The following is a 19,055-nucleotide window of genomic DNA, read 5'->3' on the forward strand; positions in this document are numbered from 1 at the left end:
AGGAGAGTCCATGGATCAGCAAGCAAGATTTCGAAAAGCTAAAAATGGCTATGATCGTTTTGCGGTCGATGAAAAGCTGGAAGAAATGGAAGCGAGTTTATCCGTGTTGACGAGAAAATTGGAGTTATACCAGAACAGTATGGTTGAACTTCAAATGGAGAATGATCAATTGCATCAGGAATTAACGTTTCTTCAAAATAAGAGTCAAGAAGCAGAGATTCAAGCCAATCAAATTAAATCATTGGCGCTTAATGAAGCCACGAAAATCATCAATACAGCTCATGAAAATGCGGATATGATGATTCAAGAAACGTTAGCGAACGCTCATTCGGTTTTAAGACAATTAACTGCTCTTTACGAAGAAGCTGGTGTTGTTAAAAAGGAAATGAAGGAACAGTTGATGCGTATCAATCAGGAATTAGATGCATTTAAGCTTCCGGACTTACCGGATCGAGGATGGTTAAAAAACTTTGAATAGATGATTACGATGAACAGGACAAGCCGACTTGTTGAAAATATAGAGAGTCTTTGGTTGCTGGAAAAAGGCAAGAAAACAAGAAAAGGATATCACCTGGGAGTAAACGTGATTCTGCGTTAAGGAAAACAATGAAGGGTATGGTCTTTGACCATAAACTAAGGTGGTACCGCGTTCAATTAACGTCCTTAGAGGCAAGGGCGTTTTTCTTTTGTAAAGGAGGTAAAGGATGGATTACAAAGAAACTTTAAATATGCCAAAAACTGATTTTGAAATGAGAGGAAATTTGGCGAAGAAAGAACCGAATATTTTAAGAAAGTGGGAAGAAAATAACCACTATCAAGCTATCTTAAAGCATCACGAAGGACAGCCTTCCTTTATTTTGCATGATGGCCCTCCTTATGCGAATGGTAATTTACATGCCGGAACGGCTATGAATCGTTCTATTAAAGATTTTATTGTGAGAAGTCATGCCATGTTGGGCTATTACACACCTTTTTTCCCGGGCTGGGATACACATGGTTTGCCAATTGAAAATGCCATTCAGAAATTAGGGGTCGATCGTAAAAGTATTTCAGTCGCTGAATTTCGGCGTAAATGTGAGGAATTTGCTCATAGTCAAATCACTACACAAATGGAAACAGAAAAGCGATTAGGACAAATTGCGGATTATGAACATCCTTACATTAGCTTACAAAAGGAATTTGAAGGCCGACAAATCCGTACTTTTGCTAATATGGCTTTAAAGGGAATGATCTTCCAAGGTTTAAAACCGGTGTACTGGTCTCCTTTCAATGAAACGGCAGTAGCGGATTCAGAAATCATTTACAAAGATGTCAAGGATTCTACCATCTATTTGAAATTTCCAATTGCGGATGGTAAAGGCTTGTTAGATAGCGAAGATCATTTTGTGATCTGGACAACAACTCCTTGGACCATTCCTTCAAATGAAGCAGTATCGGTTCATCCGGATTTAGTCTATGCTGAAGTATTGACAGATGTGGGTAAATTAGTAATTCTTGAAAAGTTTGTCGAAAGATTATTGGCAAAGTTCCAACTAGAAAATAAAGGTATCTTGAGAACTTTTAAGGGATGTGAATTGGAAGGTGTTACTTATCACCATGTGGTGTTAGAGAAAGATTGTCCTTGTTTATTAGGAAATCATGTAACGGATGAAGATGGTACGGGGGTTGTTCATACTGCCGGTGGTCATGGCTTGGATGACTATTTAGTTTGTCAAAAGTATGGGATTGCACCAATTTGTTCGGTGGATGCTCGTGGCTATATGAATGAAGAGTCGGGAAAATACGAGGGGATGTTTTTTGAAGATTGTTCAAAGGCTATTATCCATGATATGCATGAAAAGGGCTTGCTGTTGTCGGTGGAAAATATCACTCACTCATACCCACATGATGATCGGTTGAAAAAGAAAGTTATTTTTAGAGCGGTGAAACAGTGGTTTTGCTCAATTGATCAAGTGCGTGAACAGGCATTAACAGAAATTGATTCTCAAATTAAGTGGCATAATTCCTTTGGTCAAAAGCGGATGCACAATATGATTGCAGAACGTGGGGACTGGTGTATATCTCGACAACGTTTATGGGGTGTTCCAATTCCGATTTTCTACAATGAAGATGGTAGCCCAATTATGGAACGGGAAGTCTTTGACCATCTTGCTGAGTTAGTGGATGAGTTTGGTTCTAACGTTTGGTTTGAAAGAGAAGCGAAAGATTTATTACCACAAGGGTATACGAATCCTGCCTCTCCAAATGGTTTCTTTACTAAGGAAAAAGACATTATGGATGTTTGGTTTGATTCGGGTTCTTCTTGGAATGAATTGATAGCTCGTGGCTATGATTATCCATGCGATCTTTATTTTGAAGGATCTGATCAATACCGCGGTTGGTTTAATTCATCGTTGATTGTATCCACGGCAGTTCATGGAACAGCTCCCTATAAGGAAGTGTTAAGTCACGGATATGTGGTGGATTCCAAGGGAGAAAAGATGTCTAAATCAGTTGGCAATGTTGTTAATCCGTTGGACATTATCCATGTGAATGGGGCTGATGTATTCCGACTTTGGGCCATGGCTTCAGATTTCAAGGAAGATTTGAAATTGGGTGATAGTAATATTAAACAAACTTCTGAGCAATATCGTAAGATTAGAAATACATTCCGTTTCTTATTGGGAAATATTTCAAATGATGATTTTGATCCACATAAAGAGCTGGTTTCTTTTGAACAATTAGAGAAGGTGGATCAACAGGTATTGATTTTATTGAATGATTTAGTCAAACAAGTTCGTAAGGATGTAGAGGGATATAATTACTTAGCAGTGAATAAGGAATTGATGTATTTTATGGTTAATGTGCTCTCTTCTTACTATTGTGATTTCACAAAAGATATTCTCTATGTGTCAGCGAAAGAGGATAAACGTCGTCGCCAAGTTCAGACGGTGTATTGGACTTGTACAGATACCTTGGTGAAGTTATGGGCTCCTTTCTTGGTGTATACCGCAGAAGAAGTTTGGACTCATTTTTCACACTTGGGGTATGAATCGGTTCATTATGAAGAATTCCCATCAATTCAAACTTATGAGAAAGAAGAAGAATTAAGAGAAGACATCAATCGTTTATTAAATATACGTTCTTTGGTAACGAAAGCCATTGAAGAAGCGCGCCATGACAAAATAGTGGCTTCATCTCAAGAAGCGAAAGTTATTTTGACTCTTTCGAAAAAGGATAAGGACTTATTAGTGAAGAACTTAGAATCTTCAGTGGCACAATGGCTAATTGTTAGTCAAGTGGAACTGTGTGAGGGTGAACAGAAAGTAGAAGTGATGAAAGCTGGCGGTCATAAGTGCCCACGTTGCTGGAATTATGACGAGAATGTGGACGGAGATGGATTATGTCCTCGTTGTCATCGGGTGATGGAAGGATTCAAAAAGATTAAATAAAGAAAATCGCTAGTGAAATACTAGTGATTTTTTACTTTGAAATAAGACTTGTTTATGAGAGTGGTTTTTCCTGAAAATGATATATGATATGATGGTACCACTGATAGGGAGGATAGAGAATGAAGAAGTTTTTATCAGTCGTCTTGTTGGCTTTTACTTTGATTTTGAGTGGTTGTGCACCAAAGTCTGGTTTTAGTTTCAAGGCAGGTACTTATACGGGTACTGCAAAAGGAAGAAATGGTGATGTGACAGTTGAAGTCACGTTGAGTGAAAAAAAGATTGAAAAGGTTGTTGTCACAAAGCAAGATGAAACGAAGGCTATTGCTCAAGCAGCTTTGGAAAAAATTCCTAATGCTATTGTTAAGAATCAATCATTAGCCATTGATGCTGTTTCAGGAGCTACTTTGACAAGCAAAGCGATTTTAGCAGCTTCTGAGGAAGCCATTAAGTCTTCTGGTGCTGATGTGAGTGCTTTAAAGAAAGTCTCAAAGAAGGCTGTTAAGAAAGAGGAAACCTTAGATACAGATGTGGTTATCGTAGGTGCCGGTGGGGCTGGATTGACAGCAGCTATTGCTGCGAAAAAAGCTGGTAAGAATGTGATTGTTTTAGAAAAAAGAGCGATTTCTGGTGGAAATAGTATGTTATCTACAGGTGGGATGAACGCAGCTAAAACAAAGCTTCAAGATAAGAACAAGTTTAAAGAAGGTGCCGGTGTTGAAAAAACGTTGAAGAAAGCTGAAAAATACCCTGAATTGAAATCTTTGGCAAACCAAGTGAAAGCAGAATATGCAGAATATCAAAAGAAACCAAATGGTTATTTTGATTCGATTCATTTATTTGTTTTAGATACATTGGTTGGCGGTCAAAATAAGAATAACCGTACTTTGGTGGAAACGTTAGCTAAGAATAGTGCATCAGCTATTGATTGGTTGAAGGAAAATGGAGCTGACTTATCCCAAGTTGGATCTTTTGGTGGAGCTAGTGTCAAGAGAATTCATAAGCCGGTTAACAAAGAAGGAAAGACCATTGCGGTTGGCTCTTATTTAGTTCCTATTCTTCAAAAGAAAGCTGAAGAACTTGGGGTTAAGATTATTTACGAAGCACCAGTCAAGGAAATTTTAATGAAAGATGGTGCTGCTGTTGGTGTTAAAGCTGATGGATATAAAGTAAATGCAAAATCGGTAGTTCTTACAACAGGCGGTTTTGCCGGTAATTCTGAAATGGTTGAAAAGCTCAAACCTGAGTTAAAGGGTATGGCTACAACCAATACTTCCGGTATTGTAGGAGATGGTATTAAGATGGCAGAAGCTATCGGTGCTAATACGGTGGATATGAATCAAATTCAAATTCATCCGACAGTTGAATATGAGTCAAAATCTTTGATTACAGAAGGTCTTCGTGGAGATGGGGCTATCCTAGTGAATTCGGAAGGTAAGCGTTTCTTTGATGAAGTTGGTACACGTGATGCAGTATCACAAGCTGAATTAAAACAAAAAGGTGGTTTTGCTTGGTTGATAGTGGATCAAAGAATGGTTGATAAGTCTAGTGTTATTGCCGGCTATATCAAAAAGGGCTATACCAAGACCGGTAAGACGGCTGAGGAATTGGCAAAAGCAATTGGGGCAGATGAAGCGAACTTAGTGAATACATTAAAAACATGGAATAAGTATGTGGCTAATAGGAAAGATCCTGAATTTAACCGTACAAGTTTTGCGAAGCCTTTAGATAAGGCTCCATACTACGCTATTAAGGTAAGCCCTGGTGTGCATCATACAATGGGTGGTATTCAAATCAATGAAAAAGCGGAAGTCTTAAATAAAGAAGGCAAGGTGATTGCGAATTTATTCGCTGCTGGTGAAGTGACAGGCGGTGTTCATGGTGCAAATCGTTTAGGTGGTAACGCCGTTGCTGATTTTGTTGTTTATGGCCGTATTGCTGGAACAAATGCAGCCGGTAACGCTAAATAAGAATGGAAAAGTCAGTTCTCACTGACTTTTTTGATACAATCAAAAGAAAGAGAAAATTTTAAATAATTTAAATAATAAGGTATTAAAAAAGCCTCATTTGAGGCTTATTTTTTTGAATTGTTCCCAAGGAAGATAGGGTTTGCCGAAGTGACCGTAATTGGTGGTTTGGGTATAAATTGGTCTTTCTAAGTCTAATTCTTGAATCATATTTTTCACCGAGAAATCAAAGTTCTTTTGAACAATGGCTTCTAATTCTTCATCGTTATAACGGGATGTACCAAAACTGTTTACATTGATAGAAATTGGCTTTGGCTTTCCAATCGCATAAGATAATTCAATTTGACATTTTTTAGCCAAACCATTGGCCACAAGATTTCGACAAACATATCGAGCGTAATAAGCGGCACTACGATCCACTTTAGTTGGATCTTTAGAAGAAAAACACCCCCCACCAATAGGAGCATAGCCACCATAAGTATCCACGACAATCTTTCGGCCGGTGGTTCCAGAATCTCCCCAAGAGCCTCCTATGACAAAGGAACCGGACGGATTAATGAAGAACTTGGTGTCTTTATCTATCAATTCTGGATTGACCACATGGGCAATCACTTGTTCCTGAATCAAATTTTTTAGCTTTTCTTGTGTTAAGCTTTTACTGTGTTGAGTTGAAATAACAATAGTTTCAATCCTGGTTAGTTTGCCATCTTCGTACTCTACTGTCACTTGAGTCTTACCATCTGGTCCTAATAGAGTTGGATGTTGACGGCGAACTTGTTCCAAACGTTTCGCTAACATATGAGCGCAATCAATCGCAAAAGGCATATAAGATTTGGTTTCATCTGATGCAAAGCCAAACATAATTCCCTGATCACCAGCGCTATATTCTTCGTGCGCAACAGCAGAATTGATTTCGGCTGATTGTTTATTTACCTTAAGGATTACATGGTATTCTTCCGGATAACCAATGTCTTTTAAGACTTTCTTGGCAATGCCTTCATAATCAATCTTGGCACTTGTTCCAGCTTCTCCATAAACGAAGATGGTATCGTCTTTGATGGTCGCCTCGACAGCCATGTGGGCTTTTGGATCTTGGGTCAAAGCCGCATCTAAAATGGAATCCGCAATCAAATCACAGATTTTGTCCGGGTGTCCGGAAGTCACGGATTCGGATGTAAAGTAATATTTTGCCATAATAAAAAGCTCCTTTCCTATGTCTTACATGAGTAGTGAAAGAGCTTATAAATCTTTTCTCTTTCTTCATCGTTGTCAGCTGTACCACCTTGCCGATGCAGGTTGGTATGAGATCATAGAGCTGACTCTCTTCCTCATTCTTGATAAAAGACTTTTATTTTATAGCATGTAAAAAATGGACTGTCAAATGAAGTGTTCTACGTTATAATAAGCAAAAGGAGTGCTTATGAATTGGAAAAACATAAAACCGGAAACAAAAGAATTGATACGAGCAATTACGATTTCCGGGATGATATTGATTGTATTTTATTTTGCAATTAGCTATATACCGCTTCTTGCGCAATTATGGTCTAATGTTGTTAGGGCTTTAATGCCATTTGTATTTGGCTTTGTGTTCGCTTTTTTGTTGAACCCTATTCGAAAAATCGTGGAATACAATGTATTAAAATCGGTTCACTGGAGTGCCAGGATTAAAAGGGTATTTGCCAGTTTGGTATCTATTTTGGTGTTTTTATTGGTGTTAGTGGCTTTCTTTGCTATTTTGATTCCTCAATTATATGCCAGTGTCCAAACGTTTTCGAGTGCGTTCCCTAGGTATATGCAATCAGGATATCGGTATTTGGAAAGTTTACCGCTGAATCTCAATGAAGTATGGAAATACCTTAATGAAGCCTTACAAACGTTTGTGCAATCTTTGCAAAGGTGGTTAACATTAAATAGCGCCGGTGGATTGAGTCAGTTGTACTATTCGGCGGTATCGTTTGCAAGAGGTATTTTAGATTTCTTTATTGGTGTGATTATTGCTTTTTATATTTTGTTGGATGAAGAAAAGTTGAAGTCACAATTGCGCAAAGTGGTGTTTTCAGTCATTCCTTTTAAAAGGGCTACCAGCTTTTTTAAGGTATGTCGCATGATTATTGATAATTTTAATAATTTTATTGCCGGCAAAGCCTTGGATTCTTTGATTATTGGTATCATTTGTTATGTGGGATGTTTAATTTTAGGGATTCCATATGCCCCATTGGTATCGGTGATTGTTGGCGTTACTAATATGATTCCGGTGTTTGGACCATTTATCGGTGGTATTCCATTAACCATCATGGTGGCTTTGATTCATCCGTTGCGAGGATTAACTTTAGGCATCTTCATCTTTGTTTTACAACAAGTGGATGGCAATATCATAGGACCAAGAATTCTAGGTTCCGCAGTTGGTCTACCTTCTATTTGGGTCATGTTTTCTATTATTGCCGGTGGAGCGTTATTTGGGATTGTAGGAATGGTGATTGGTGTTCCACTATTTTCGGTGATTTATATACTGGTTCGTAATAAGACAAACGAACGTTTGGAAGAGAAAAAAATCAAATTAAAAGGCTAGTGATTTAGCCTTTTTTGTTTAGTAATAAGGGGTAAATTCTGTATATGGATCTGGTTCAAGCATTTTAACGTCTTTTACTTCAGGAACTTCATCCATTAAAATGGCCTTGATACCATCGTTTAAAGTGATATCAATGATACCACAGCCTTGACACGCGCCGGTCATGGAAATAATGACTGTTCCGTCATCAAAACCAACCAATTCACAATCACCTCCATCCGCTTGGATATAGGGTCTGATTTTATCTAAGGTGTGTTGAATTCTTTTTAAAAGTTCTTTTCTTTCCGAGTCAAGTGCAATTTTATCAATAACATCGGGCATACGTTATCATTTTCTCCTCTTTAATACGTATATATCCTACTCTTAAGTTTTTTGGATTGTCCACTGAAGTGATTGGCGGTTGTGCTATACTTATTAGCGATAGGGGTGAAAATGGAATATAAAGTCGGGCAAATTGTAGAAGGAAAAGTCACTGGTTTACAGCCTTATGGAGCTTTCGTGGCTATTGATAAGAATCTAAGTGGATTGATCCATATATCGGAAATTTCAGATGGCTTTGTGAAGAATATTCATTCTTTTGTAGAAGTCGGTCAAGTCGTTAGGGTAAAAATCATTGATTTAGATGAAAAAAGCAATCAGGCAAAACTCAGTTTGAAAGCTCTTCAAAAGCGGCGTTTTCATCAACGTCATTCAAGTTTAAAAGACGATAAACCAAGTTTGCCTCTGATGAGAATGGGATTTCACAGTATTGAGGTTCAATTGGATAAATGGATTGAAGAAGCTAAAAGGGAGATGGGATTATGATGAAATTAGATGTCAATCATGCGAATTTAAAAGAAGATATTTTTTCTTATCAAGAAAAAATCAATAAACTGCACCAAGCTATTATGAATCAAACAGGAGCCGGGAATGATTTTATGGGTTGGGTTCATTGGGCTAAGAATTATGATCGTGACGAATTTGCACAAATTAAAGAAGTGGCAGCGAAGGTAAAGGATAAGGCGGAAGTATTAGTAGTTTGTGGTATCGGAGGATCTTATTTGGGAGCTCGGGCTGCTATTGAGATGATTCAAGGATTATATTCTGATAATAAGACGGAAGTTATTTTTATTGGGAATACTTTTTCTTCGACCTATGTTGCACAAGTGTTGAAATATATTGACAATAAATCGGTTGTTTTGAATGTGATTTCGAAGTCCGGAACCACGACAGAAACAGCGCTTTCCTTTCGCTTGTTGAAAGAATTCATGGAAAAGAAGTATGGCAAAGAGGAATGTAAGACACGAATTATTGCAACAACGGATAAGCAACGAGGTACTTTAAAGACTTTAAGCAATCAAGAGGGTTATAAAACGTTTGTGATTCCAGATAATATTGGCGGTCGTTTTTCTGTTATTACCTCAGTTGGATTGGTTCCAATGGCTATCATGGGGATTGATATTGATGAAGTCTATGATGGATTAGTGAAAGCGTATGAGGAGTTAAATACAGCGAATTTGCACGATAATCCAGCGTATCAATATGCGGTTAGTCGTCGTATCTTACAAAATCAAGGCTATAACGTAGAGATGTTTGTGACTTATGAACCTCAACTAGCTATGTTGGCTGAATGGTGGAAACAGCTATTAGGAGAAAGTGAAGGGAAAGATGGTCGGGGTATTTTGCCGGATTCAGCTAATTTTTCAACGGATTTACATTCTTTAGGACAATTTATTCAAGAAGGGAAGAAAGTTTTATTTGAAACGATTCTTCATGTAAATCAACCACAAAAAGAAGTCTTGGTTCCATATGATGAGCAAAATTTAGATGGTATGAACTATTTGAGCGGTAAGAGTGTTGACTGGATCAATAAGATGGCTGAACAGGGCACCTTAGAAGCTCATGCGGAAGTTGGTAAAGTGCCAAATGTGGTGATTTCTATAGAAGATATGTCGGCATATAGTTTTGGTTATCTGTGCTATTTCTTCTTTTTGGCGACTGCGATGACTTGTTATATGATTGATGTTAATCCTTTCAATCAGCCTGGAGTAGAAGTGTATAAAGCAAATATGTTTCGATTATTAGGTAAACCGGTGAAATAAACGGAAAGGTAGGATATAGATGAATGACAGACATAACAGTCAATATATCCGTATGACAAAAACGCCTGTTAACCGATTGATCATTTCTTTAGCCATACCGACCATCATCTCGATGTTAGTGACCAATATTTATAATATGGCGGACACTTATTTTGTAGGAACAATCAATACTTCGGCTACGGCTGCGACAGGGATTGTGGTTGCTATCATGTCTATCTTGCAGGCCTTGGGTTTTATGTTTGGTCATGGGGCAGGCTCGAATATTTCTCGATTATTGGGAAGTGAAAATAAAGAAGGAGCTCGTGAATACGGGGCGACTTCTTTTTGGCTTTCTATTTTGGTGGGCATTTTAAGTATGATTTTCGGATTATTGTTTTTGGATCCGATGTTACGGTTAATGGGGTCTACGGAAACGATTCTTCCGTATGCTCGTATTTATGGCTGGTATATATTGATTGCGGCACCGGCTTTTACAGCTTCTTGTGTTTGTAATAATATTCTTCGTTATGAAGGAATGGCTTTTTTTGCGATGATTGGGTTAACCTTTGGAGGAGTTTTAAATATCTTCGGTGATTATCTTTTGGTGCATATTTTTCATATGGGAATTGGTGGAGCGGGATTAAGTACAACGATTTCTCAGTATATTTCTTTATTAATTCTAATGTTGCCTTTTATTCAAGGGAAAACGCAAGCAAAATTAGGTCTGCAATATTTTAAGGGAAGGCGTCAAAATATTAAAAATATCTTGACCTGTGGGATTCCATCTTTGGCAAGACAGGGATTAAATTCGATTTCAACCATGGTGTTAAATGGTTCGGTAGCGATGTATGGAGATGCGGCGGTGGCGGCAATTTCAGTTGCGACTCGAGTGGTGAATCTGATGTTTTGTATTGCGATCGGAATTGGTCAAGGCTTACAACCGGTGGCAGCGTTTAACTATGGGGCTAAATACTATTCTCGAGTGAAAGAAGGACTGAAGTTTTCTTTGATGATTGCTTCTTCTTTGATGCTGGCTCTTGCTTTCATTACTTTCTTTCATGCGGAAACTTTAGTACATTTGTTTCGAAATGATCCGGAAGTGATTGCTATTGGGAAAGTAGCTTTGCGGTTTCTTTGTGTTAGTTTTGTGTTTATGCCACTAGCTTCGTTTGGAGCAATGATGTTTCAAGCAATTGGAGAAAGTGGAATTGCCACCATTCTTTCGGCATTGCGTAGTGGCGGAGTTTTAATTCCTGTGATTGTATTATTTTCATCTTTGTGGGGTTTAAAAGGATTGGAAATGGCACAAGCTGTATCTGAAATTTTGAGTGGGCTTTTTTCTATTCCCTTTATTTTTCGTTCCGTTCATCGTTTCCCTAAAGACCATTATGGAGAGTCATGAAATCATAGTCACTGAGAAGGCTTTTGGTTTAAGATATGACAGGGATATGATATGATAAAAAAAGTTTCAGAAAAGGGAGAGATGAGTTGAAAACAAGGTTGAGTATAAAAGAGACAATTATTGTGGCATCCATGTTATTTGGATTGTTTTTTGGGGCTGGCAATTTAATTTTTCCTGTGAGTATGGGGCAACAAGCGGGATCAATGAGTATTTTGGCTACGATTGGGTTTTGTGTAACAGGGGTTGGGTTACCTTTGTTGGGGATTGTGGCTTTAGCAAAAACAAATAGTAAAGATGTATTTTCCATGAGTTCTTTGGTGGGCTCTAAATTTGCTTATTTTTTTACTGTTTTATTATATTTGTGTATTGGGCCTTTATTTGCGATACCGCGTGCTGCTACGGTGTCTTTTCAGGTTGGTATTGTTCCTTTATTAAAAGAGAATATACAATGGGTTTTAGTGCTTTTTTCATTTTTGTTTTTTGTGGCTGTTCTTTATTTCAGTTTACGACCATCCAAGATTTTGACGTGGGTTGGTAAACTATTAAATCCCTTATTTTTATCCTTTCTTTCGATATTGATGCTAGCTGCGCTTCTTTTTCCTATGGGGAAAACGGCGAGTGTTTTACCGAGTGGCAAGTATGTACACCAGGCCTTTTTTACGGGTTTTTTAGAGGGTTATAATACCATGGATGCTTTAGCTTCTTTAGCTTTTGGTATTATTTTGATTGATGTGATTCGTAATCTTGGTATTAAAAAAGGGGATGATATCGAAAAAGCTACGGTGAAATCTGGATTCATATCGTCATTTTTCATGTTTTTAATTTATTTTATCTTAACACTTATGGGAGCGCAGTCGGTGAATCAGATTGGTATTAGCTCGGATGGGGGTATTGCTTTATTTGCAATCGCAAAAAATTATTTTGGTCTTGCTGGTGGGATTCTTCTTGGTTGTATCATCACGATTGCTTGTTTGAAGACTTCGATTGGTTTGGTGACGTCTATTTCAGAAACTTTCACTAAACTATTTCCAAAGTTTGGTTCGTATCGAAAATGGGCTTTTATCTTTTCGATTGTTTCTTTTGTGATTGCGAATGCCGGTTTAAATGTCATTATGAAAGTATCTGTTCCTTTTTTGATGTTTTTATATCCATTGACGATTGTGCTGATTCTATTGGGGTTAATGGGTAAATATTTTGGATATCGAAAAAGAGTTTTTGAAATGACCATGTTTTTTACAATCTTGGTCAGCGGATTGGATCTGGTGATTGCTGTCTTGGGCTTTTTCACACAATCAGGAGTGGTCTATTCTACTCTAATAGCCATTAGTCACGCATTACCATTTTCTGACATTGGGATGAGCTGGATTGTGTTTGCGATGACGGGATTTATCATTGGACTTGTTTGGAAGAAAGCGTAGCTTTCTTTTTTTATGTATCTTAATAGAAAGGGGTTACATTTTGTGAAAAAAGGAACTATCATGGAAGTATATATGGGAGGTCTAATAGATGAAGAAAGTAAGTAAAACTTTATTATCCGTACTTCTTGCAGCATCTGTTTTGGGATGTTCAAAAAGTGCCACTACTTCTTCCAAGATGAAAGCCGGAACGTACACAGCCAGTGAAATGGGTATGAACGACAAGGTGGAAGTCTCTGTTGAAGTGGATGAAACAAGCATTAAGAGTGTTAAAGTAACGAAGCATTCGGAAACTCCTGGCATTGGTGGAGAATTAAAAGACAATAAAGGTCAGGTAGTTCGTGCGGGTGGAATGGCTCCCGTGGAATTGATTCCAAAGGAAATTGTGAAGAATCAAAGCCTGAAAGTAGATAACGTAACAGGGGCGACGATTACTTCAGCAGCAGTGATTCGTGGTGTGGAGAAAGCCATTAAAGAGGCTGGAGGTAATCCGGATTCTTTTAAGAAAGCGGTTTCGTATGAAACTCGTAAAGATGTGTCTGCGGATGTCGTTGTTCTTGGAGGCGGAGGTGCTGGTTTGGCGGCTGCCTTAGAAGCGGCGCAAAAAGGAAAGCGTGTTGTCATTGTTGAGAAATCAGGTGAAATTGGCGGCGATACTTTGGTTTGTGGAGCTATTTATAATGCTCCGGATAAAGAATTACAATCCAAAGCGATAATGAGTGCTTCTGTTAAGACCACGATTGAAAAAGCTTTAAATGAAAAACCGGTGAATGAGTCACATAAAGCTTTGCAGGCAGAAGTTCGGAAACAATGGAATGCCTATAAGGCAAATGGAAGAAAAGACTTGTTTGATACAAAAGAATGGTATGCTTTACAAACCTGGATTAATGGAGATAAAGTAGCTAATCTTGATTTAGTGAAAGTGTTATGCTATCAATCCTATGAGGGAATGGTTTGGATTAAGAAGATGGGAATGTCTTTCAAGGGTACGATCAGTCAAGGGGCCGGTTCTTTGTGGCAAAGAACACACACTTCTACCATGCCTATGGGAACAGGATTTATGTCTGTTTATGCAAAACAATTGGAAACTTTAAAGGATAAAATCACTTTCTTGAATGAAGCGACCGCTTCGAAATTGATTGTGAAAGATGGAAAAGTAGTCGGTGCAACGGTTGTTGACAATCATACGAAGAAAGAATTTAAAGTGAATGCGAAGGATGGCGTTATCTTAGCTACAGGCGGTTTTGCGGCCAATTCTAAGATGGTTCAGGAATACAACAAGTCCGGTAAGTGGCAAGATCTTAGCAAGGTTGCTACCACCAATCGCTTCTCTGCTTCCCAAGGAGATGGTATTAAGATGGCGAAAGAGGCCGGGGCTTCTTTGACGGACATGGATCAAATTCAATTGTTGTATTTGGGAAATACGAAAGATGGACAAATTACCAAGTATCCACCTCGTAATGCTTCAGGAACCGACCAACTGATTTTTGTGAATAAAGAAGGTAAGAGATTTGTTCGTGAAGATGGTCGTCGTGATGAAATTTGCTTAAATGTTTTGAAACAAAAGGATGCGACATTCTATGTGCTTGAATCGGCTGATGGTGCTGGGTATAAAGACGTGAAGGATCCTAACTGGCGTTCGGCGGATGGATTTACTTTCCAACATTTAGTGGAACACGGTTATGTTGTCACGGCAGATACTTTAGAAGAGTTGGCTCAGAAATTGAAAATGAATCCGGCCGACTTAAAGGCTACAGTGGATCGTTTCAACGCATCCGTAGATTCTGGAAAGGATGAATTTGGTAGAACATTATACTCAACTAAGTTGACGAAAGGTCCATGGGTTGCAACACCTAGACAAGCTTGTATTCACCATACAATGGGTGGTGTGACCATTGATGCTAAAGGACACGTTCTAAATGAATCGAAGACTCCTATCGCCGGTTTGTATGCGGCTGGGGAAGTGACTGGCGGTATTCATGGTGGAAACCGTTTAGGCGGTAACGCGGTGGTAGATACAGTTGTCTTTGGTAAATTGGCAGCGGATACTTTAGTGGCTGAACACAAGTGATTTTAAAAAGATGCTTTACTGTAAAAAAGTGGCTATCAAAGAAGTTTGCTACACACAGTAGCATCTTTTTTTATGAATTTTTAAGCCTATATCGCATCAGATTTTATAAAAATAAAGTGATTAAGAAATGTGTTTTTTAGTCGCCTTTTTATCGTATAGATAATAGAATAGAGAAAAATATAAATTGGAGAAGAAACGAATATGAAAAAATTAATAAGAAGTGAAGATAGAAAGTTATTGGGAGTATGTGGTGGTATTGCAGAATATTTTGAGTTGGATCCTACTATTGTCAGATTGCTTTGGGTTCTTTTCTGCTTACTGGGTGGAAGTGGAATTTTAGCTTATATTATTGCGGCACTGATTATGCCTGAACGATAAAAGATATCCGGAAACCGAAAGAAATATAAAATGATATTTCGTGGATTAGAGATAATATCGCTTATTTTTATATTAAAAATAGTGTTGGATTATACCAACACTATTTTTGAACTGTTGATCATCAGCTTATATATATTGTTTACTTACTAAAGGTTAATTGATCTTTTAGACCATCGGTATATGAAATGGCGTATTGACCTACCATCGTATAATTCTTGTCTTGTACTTTATCGGGATTCATCACCCACACAACATGGATTTTTTGACCGGTTTCTTTCTTGACTCTTTCCACTAATTTTTTACCATCTTCAATGCTGAGGGTAAATAGACTGGTGCTCATTGCATCCGCTAAACCGGAGTCGGCGGTTAAAATAGTGACGGAACGGTATTTATTAGCAGGAAATAATGTTTTCGGATCAATAATATGAGAGTAAGTTTTGCCATCGGAAGCGATGTAATAACGTTCGTAATCCCCTGATGTCACAAAAGAAAAATTGCCTTGTTTTTTAAACGCTACTAAACCATTGGTTAGTTGTCCTTTTGGATCGGTAATGCCAATAGACCAAGGCTCGTTATTTGGTTTTGAACCAATGGTGCGAATGTTACCGCCTACATTGATATATCCCGATTGAACTCCCCGTTTTTCCATGGCTTTTGCAACCAACTCAGTTGCCATTCCTTTACCGATAGACCCTACATCCAAGCTAACTTTAGGATCGGTGATGAAGACAGTCTTTTTTTCTTCGTTAATCTGAATTTTATCCCAACCGCGATGTGCTTTGGTGGCTTCTAATTCTGCTTTTGATGGAAGAGCTCCTTTTTTGCCTTGTTTGTTTAATTCGATGCCTTCTTCTCGATATTGGTGCCAAAGTTTTAAAGTGGCTCCCATTGTGATATCGAATTCTCCATGGGATAATTCATAAAACTTTTTGGCTTCTTTCAATAAATCAATAATAGCCTGGTCCACAACAACAGCCTTTTTACCTGCTTCATCATTGATGGTTTTGATGTTATTAAGACCAGGATAATTATGATAAATATCAAATAAATTGTTGTAATATTTGAGGAGTTTGGCACTTTCATTAAAGTTATTTTTAGCCTCTTCTTCTTTTTTCTTAGTATTCTCCAAGTAAGCATAGACGGTATCAAACCCAGCATCATAACTAACGTTTTTATAGGTAGTTACTTTGGGATTGGAGCAAGCGGCGAATAGAGCCATGCTTAAGAGGATTACTAGCTTTTTTCTACGTAATTGATTCATATAGGACTAGTGTATCACATTCTAAGAGGCAAGGTATAAAAACTTGAACTGTGGTATAATATTAGGCGAATTCGGGGAAAGGACTTAGATATTATGTCGATTTTTAAAGGGCCTATGAAGAGTCATTTAAATGGCCATAAAGAGTTAACAACATCAGTGGTTGTTAATCATTCGATTGATCCTAATGATGTATGGGTGCCGATTGCCAGCGGTCCGACAGATATGACATTATGTGTCGAGATTGGATCGGAAGTGAAAATTGGTACAAAACTAGCAGAAAGAAATGATCATTTTTATCTTCCTGTATTCTCGCCAATATCCGGTACAGTGACAGAAGAAAAGAAAATGGTAGGAGGAGATGGTCGTCTTCACAAACACTTGCATATTGTGAATGATCATAAGAGTGAGTCTGTCCAATCATTCGTGCCTCTTGATTACACCAAAGCCAGCCGTGAAGAGTTATTAGATTTCGTGAAGAATGCAGGAATCATGGGTCTTGGTGGAGCCGGTTTTCCAACCTATGTTAAATATATGAAGGTGGATGGCATTGATATGTTGATTATTAATGCAGTCGAATGTGAACCCTTCTTAACAGCTGATTATAAGGCTATGGAAGAAAATATGGATTCTTTCAAATTAGGTGTTTTGGCTCTTTGGAAGTTATCGGCGGCTCCTAAGGCTGTGGTGGCTATTAAGGAAGATAAAAAAGAAATGATTGCCAAGTTGGAAGAAGCTTTTGTGGAAAGTGGAGTTGAGATTAAGGCGGTTCCTGATATGTATCCGATGGGATATGAAAGAACATTAGCTTACCAACTTACGAAGAAAAATTATGATCGGTTACCAAGTGAAATTGGCTTAATTGTTAATAATGCGAATACGGCCATTGCTTTAGGGAAAGCATTGGTTACCGGTATGCCAATTACGCATAAATATGTAACGGTTTCCGGAGATGCTGTTAAGAAACCTCAAACTGTCTATGTTCCAGTAGGAACGATTTCTGGTGAGTTGTTAAAAGCGGTTGGTGGTGTAAAGGAAGGGATTGAAGATATTTTGATGATCAATGGTGGTCCGATGATGGGGCGTGCCATTCCAAATAATCAATGGTCTATTTCTCAAAGCACCAATGGCGTTACAGTCATGAAACATATTAAAGAAGAGGCTATCAATTGTCTACGTTGTGGAGCTTGTGTGGATCATTGTCCGATGGGGTTAGAACCAGTGCGTATTGCGGATGAGCATAAAGTGGTAGATTATGATCATTTAGTCAAGCTAAGAGTAACGGATTGCATTGAATGTGGTTTATGTACGTATGTTTGTCCCTCTAAGATTGATATGACCGAAAAGATGCGTCGTGCTAAGACGTTTGTTGGGGCAAAGATGAAAGCTGCTAAAGGGGGAAATAAGGTATGAAATTCTTGTTTAATCCTGCTCCTAACTATCGAACAAAACGTTCCACTGATAGCATTATGATGGATGTTGGCCTTGGGTTACTGGTGGTTTTAGCCTATGCCATCATTTGGTATGGATTTAATAATGGTTGGAATTATAGCTTGCGAATTGGGCTGATGGCCATGATGACTTGTACAACGGCTATTTTGACAGAAGCCATCTATTTTAAAGTGATGAAGAAGGATGTTAAGAATTCTTTGAAACATTCTTATGTTTGGATCACAGCGTTAATTATTACCCTGATCACTCGTATCAATGTTAGTTATTATGCGTTGATCATCGCGACCATCATTGCAGTATTATTTGGCAAATTAATTTTTGGCGGGTTTGGTCAAAATATTTTCAATCCGGCAGCGTTTGCAGAAGCAATTATCATGAATTCCTTTGCGGCGAGTGTATCGGAAGATTTTATGACGGGAGCTACCCCGATGGCTACTTTGTCTAGTCTTAATTGGGTCATTCGTAGTTCTGCATTTGAAGCGGTTTTACAACCATTTAACGGTTTTGTAGGCATGTTTTTAGGTAATTATTACAGCACAATCGGAGCCAGTTTTGCGTTAGTCATTTTATTAGTAGGTGGATATTTGATTTATCGAAAAGCGATTGATTGGAGATTGACCTGTACCTATTTAGCGGCTATCTTCTGTATGAGTTTGATCACCGGTTTATTTCATGGTAATGCCATTAAGTTTGCGATAGTTAATGTGCTTGGTGGCGGTGTTGTTTTTGGAGCGGTGTTCATGTTAACAGATCCGGTAACTTCGCCAGTCAGCCCGGCTGGTAAGTATGTGTTTGCAATAGGAGCGGCTACATTAACTTTATTAATTCGCTGGAAAGCTAATTTACCGGATGGTGTATTATTTTCTATCTTGTTGATGAATATGTTAACACCGGCCATTGATAAGATGGTTGATGGAAGCCAAGTGAAAGATTTCAAGCGGATTTGGCGTCATGCAGCAATCGTAATTGGCATATGTCTTCTTTTACCGGTCTTAGTTGGTGCCGGTCTTAAAGAAAAGAAAGTGCAGGCACAAGGACCAAAAGCCACTGAAAAG

At 38.2% G+C, this 19,055-nt stretch carries 15 protein-coding genes, 1 riboswitch and 1 other annotated feature; of the genes, 12 read left to right on the forward strand and 3 right to left on the reverse strand.

The genetic code is table 11. From position 1 onward, the window contains the following. Positions 1-10: 10 nt before the first annotated feature. The 3 genes from HMPREF9013_RS03540 (at position 11) to HMPREF9013_RS03555 (ending at position 5,398) form a co-directional block, all read left to right on the forward strand. Complete coding sequence (locus HMPREF9013_RS03540) at positions 11-478, forward strand: hypothetical protein (RefSeq protein WP_006627007.1); 468 nt, start codon at positions 11-13, stop codon at positions 476-478. After that, positions 479-668 (forward strand) — a binding site (T-box leader). Between the two features lie 36 nt (positions 669-704). Further along, positions 705-3,431 carry an isoleucine--tRNA ligase gene (ileS, locus tag HMPREF9013_RS03550; RefSeq protein ID WP_006627008.1) on the forward strand — a complete coding sequence of 909 codons (2,727 nt, stop codon included), beginning with the start codon at positions 705-707 and terminating at the stop codon, positions 3,429-3,431. 119 nt (positions 3,432-3,550) lie between these two features. Further along, a complete protein-coding gene (locus HMPREF9013_RS03555) occupies positions 3,551-5,398 on the forward strand; it encodes a flavocytochrome c (RefSeq protein ID WP_006627009.1) in 1,848 nt (615 codons plus the stop codon). Positions 5,399-5,491: 93 nt separating this feature from the next. On the opposite strand, the gene metK is transcribed toward HMPREF9013_RS03555, so the two are convergent. Beyond that, positions 5,492-6,589 (reverse strand): methionine adenosyltransferase, encoded by a 1,098-nt coding sequence (metK, locus tag HMPREF9013_RS03560; protein WP_006627010.1) that lies wholly within the window; start codon positions 6,587-6,589, stop codon positions 5,492-5,494. A 63-nt stretch (positions 6,590-6,652) separates the two neighbouring features. Then, a riboswitch (SAM riboswitch) is annotated at positions 6,653-6,739 on the reverse strand. A 76-nt stretch (positions 6,740-6,815) separates the two neighbouring features. Between metK and HMPREF9013_RS03565 the strand changes: the two genes are divergently transcribed. Then, a complete protein-coding gene (locus HMPREF9013_RS03565; RefSeq protein ID WP_006627011.1) occupies positions 6,816-7,964 on the forward strand; it encodes an AI-2E family transporter in 1,149 nt (382 codons plus the stop codon). A gap of 18 nt (positions 7,965-7,982) precedes the next feature. On the opposite strand, the gene HMPREF9013_RS03570 is transcribed toward HMPREF9013_RS03565, so the two are convergent. Beyond that, positions 7,983-8,285 (reverse strand): NifU family protein, encoded by a 303-nt coding sequence (locus HMPREF9013_RS03570; protein WP_006627012.1) that lies wholly within the window; start codon positions 8,283-8,285, stop codon positions 7,983-7,985. Between the two features lie 111 nt (positions 8,286-8,396). Between HMPREF9013_RS03570 and HMPREF9013_RS03575 the strand changes: the two genes are divergently transcribed. From HMPREF9013_RS03575 to HMPREF9013_RS03600, 6 genes are all read left to right on the forward strand, one after another. Further along, positions 8,397-8,768 (forward strand): CvfD/Ygs/GSP13 family RNA-binding post-transcriptional regulator, encoded by a 372-nt coding sequence (locus tag HMPREF9013_RS03575; protein ID WP_006627013.1) that lies wholly within the window; start codon positions 8,397-8,399, stop codon positions 8,766-8,768. Further along, entirely contained in the window at positions 8,765-10,045 is a 1,281-nt protein-coding gene (locus HMPREF9013_RS03580) for a glucose-6-phosphate isomerase (RefSeq protein WP_006627014.1), read from the forward strand. The genes HMPREF9013_RS03575 and HMPREF9013_RS03580 overlap by 4 nt, the downstream gene beginning before the upstream one ends. A 19-nt stretch (positions 10,046-10,064) precedes the next feature. Next, positions 10,065-11,426, forward strand: coding sequence for an MATE family efflux transporter (locus HMPREF9013_RS03585; RefSeq protein ID WP_006627015.1), 1,362 nt, complete (start codon positions 10,065-10,067; stop codon positions 11,424-11,426). Between the two features lie 98 nt (positions 11,427-11,524). After that, positions 11,525-12,844, forward strand: coding sequence for a branched-chain amino acid transport system II carrier protein (brnQ, locus tag HMPREF9013_RS03590; RefSeq protein ID WP_269479017.1), 1,320 nt, complete (start codon positions 11,525-11,527; stop codon positions 12,842-12,844). Between the two features lie 88 nt (positions 12,845-12,932). After that, a complete protein-coding gene (locus HMPREF9013_RS03595; RefSeq protein ID WP_006627017.1) occupies positions 12,933-14,912 on the forward strand; it encodes an FAD-dependent oxidoreductase in 1,980 nt (659 codons plus the stop codon). Between the two features lie 201 nt (positions 14,913-15,113). Next, the gene (locus HMPREF9013_RS03600) at positions 15,114-15,290 is read left to right on the forward strand and encodes a PspC domain-containing protein (RefSeq protein ID WP_006627018.1); all 177 of its coding nucleotides are present in this window, start codon (positions 15,114-15,116) and stop codon (positions 15,288-15,290) included. Between the two features lie 139 nt (positions 15,291-15,429). On the opposite strand, the gene HMPREF9013_RS03605 is transcribed toward HMPREF9013_RS03600, so the two are convergent. Next, on the reverse strand, positions 15,430-16,551 hold the full coding sequence (locus tag HMPREF9013_RS03605) for an FAD:protein FMN transferase (protein ID WP_040333445.1): 1,122 nt from the start codon (positions 16,549-16,551) through the stop codon (positions 15,430-15,432). 93 nt (positions 16,552-16,644) lie between these two features. Between HMPREF9013_RS03605 and HMPREF9013_RS03610 the strand changes: the two genes are divergently transcribed. Together HMPREF9013_RS03610 and HMPREF9013_RS03615 are read left to right on the forward strand one after the other, a co-directional pair. Next, on the forward strand, positions 16,645-17,961 hold the full coding sequence (locus tag HMPREF9013_RS03610) for an RnfABCDGE type electron transport complex subunit C (protein ID WP_006627020.1): 1,317 nt from the start codon (positions 16,645-16,647) through the stop codon (positions 17,959-17,961). After that, a partial coding sequence (locus tag HMPREF9013_RS03615; protein ID WP_006627021.1) for an RnfABCDGE type electron transport complex subunit D occupies positions 17,958-19,055 on the forward strand: 1,098 nt, incomplete at its 3' end. The genes HMPREF9013_RS03610 and HMPREF9013_RS03615, both read left to right, overlap by 4 nt.

This window comes from Bulleidia extructa W1219 (genome assembly GCF_000177375.1).
Lineage (GTDB): Bacteria > Bacillota_I > Bacilli_A > Erysipelotrichales > Erysipelotrichaceae > Bulleidia > Bulleidia extructa.

Bases quoted from the DNA above. Each gene is read 5' to 3' on its own strand.
- HMPREF9013_RS03540 (WP_006627007.1), top strand. From the start codon at position 11: ATGGATCAGCAAGCAAGATTTCGAAAAGCTAAAAATGGCTATGATCGT.
- ileS (WP_006627008.1), top strand. From the start codon at position 705: ATGGATTACAAAGAAACTTTAAATATGCCAAAAACTGATTTTGAAATG.
- HMPREF9013_RS03555 (WP_006627009.1), top strand. From the start codon at position 3,551: ATGAAGAAGTTTTTATCAGTCGTCTTGTTGGCTTTTACTTTGATTTTG.
- metK (WP_006627010.1), bottom strand. From the start codon at position 6,589: ATGGCAAAATATTACTTTACATCCGAATCCGTGACTTCCGGACACCCG.
- HMPREF9013_RS03565 (WP_006627011.1), top strand. From the start codon at position 6,816: ATGAATTGGAAAAACATAAAACCGGAAACAAAAGAATTGATACGAGCA.
- HMPREF9013_RS03570 (WP_006627012.1), bottom strand. From the start codon at position 8,285: ATGCCCGATGTTATTGATAAAATTGCACTTGACTCGGAAAGAAAAGAA.
- HMPREF9013_RS03575 (WP_006627013.1), top strand. From the start codon at position 8,397: ATGGAATATAAAGTCGGGCAAATTGTAGAAGGAAAAGTCACTGGTTTA.
- HMPREF9013_RS03580 (WP_006627014.1), top strand. From the start codon at position 8,765: ATGATGAAATTAGATGTCAATCATGCGAATTTAAAAGAAGATATTTTT.
- HMPREF9013_RS03585 (WP_006627015.1), top strand. From the start codon at position 10,065: ATGAATGACAGACATAACAGTCAATATATCCGTATGACAAAAACGCCT.
- HMPREF9013_RS03595 (WP_006627017.1), top strand. From the start codon at position 12,933: ATGAAGAAAGTAAGTAAAACTTTATTATCCGTACTTCTTGCAGCATCT.
- HMPREF9013_RS03600 (WP_006627018.1), top strand. From the start codon at position 15,114: ATGAAAAAATTAATAAGAAGTGAAGATAGAAAGTTATTGGGAGTATGT.
- HMPREF9013_RS03605 (WP_040333445.1), bottom strand. From the start codon at position 16,551: ATGAATCAATTACGTAGAAAAAAGCTAGTAATCCTCTTAAGCATGGCT.
- HMPREF9013_RS03610 (WP_006627020.1), top strand. From the start codon at position 16,645: ATGTCGATTTTTAAAGGGCCTATGAAGAGTCATTTAAATGGCCATAAA.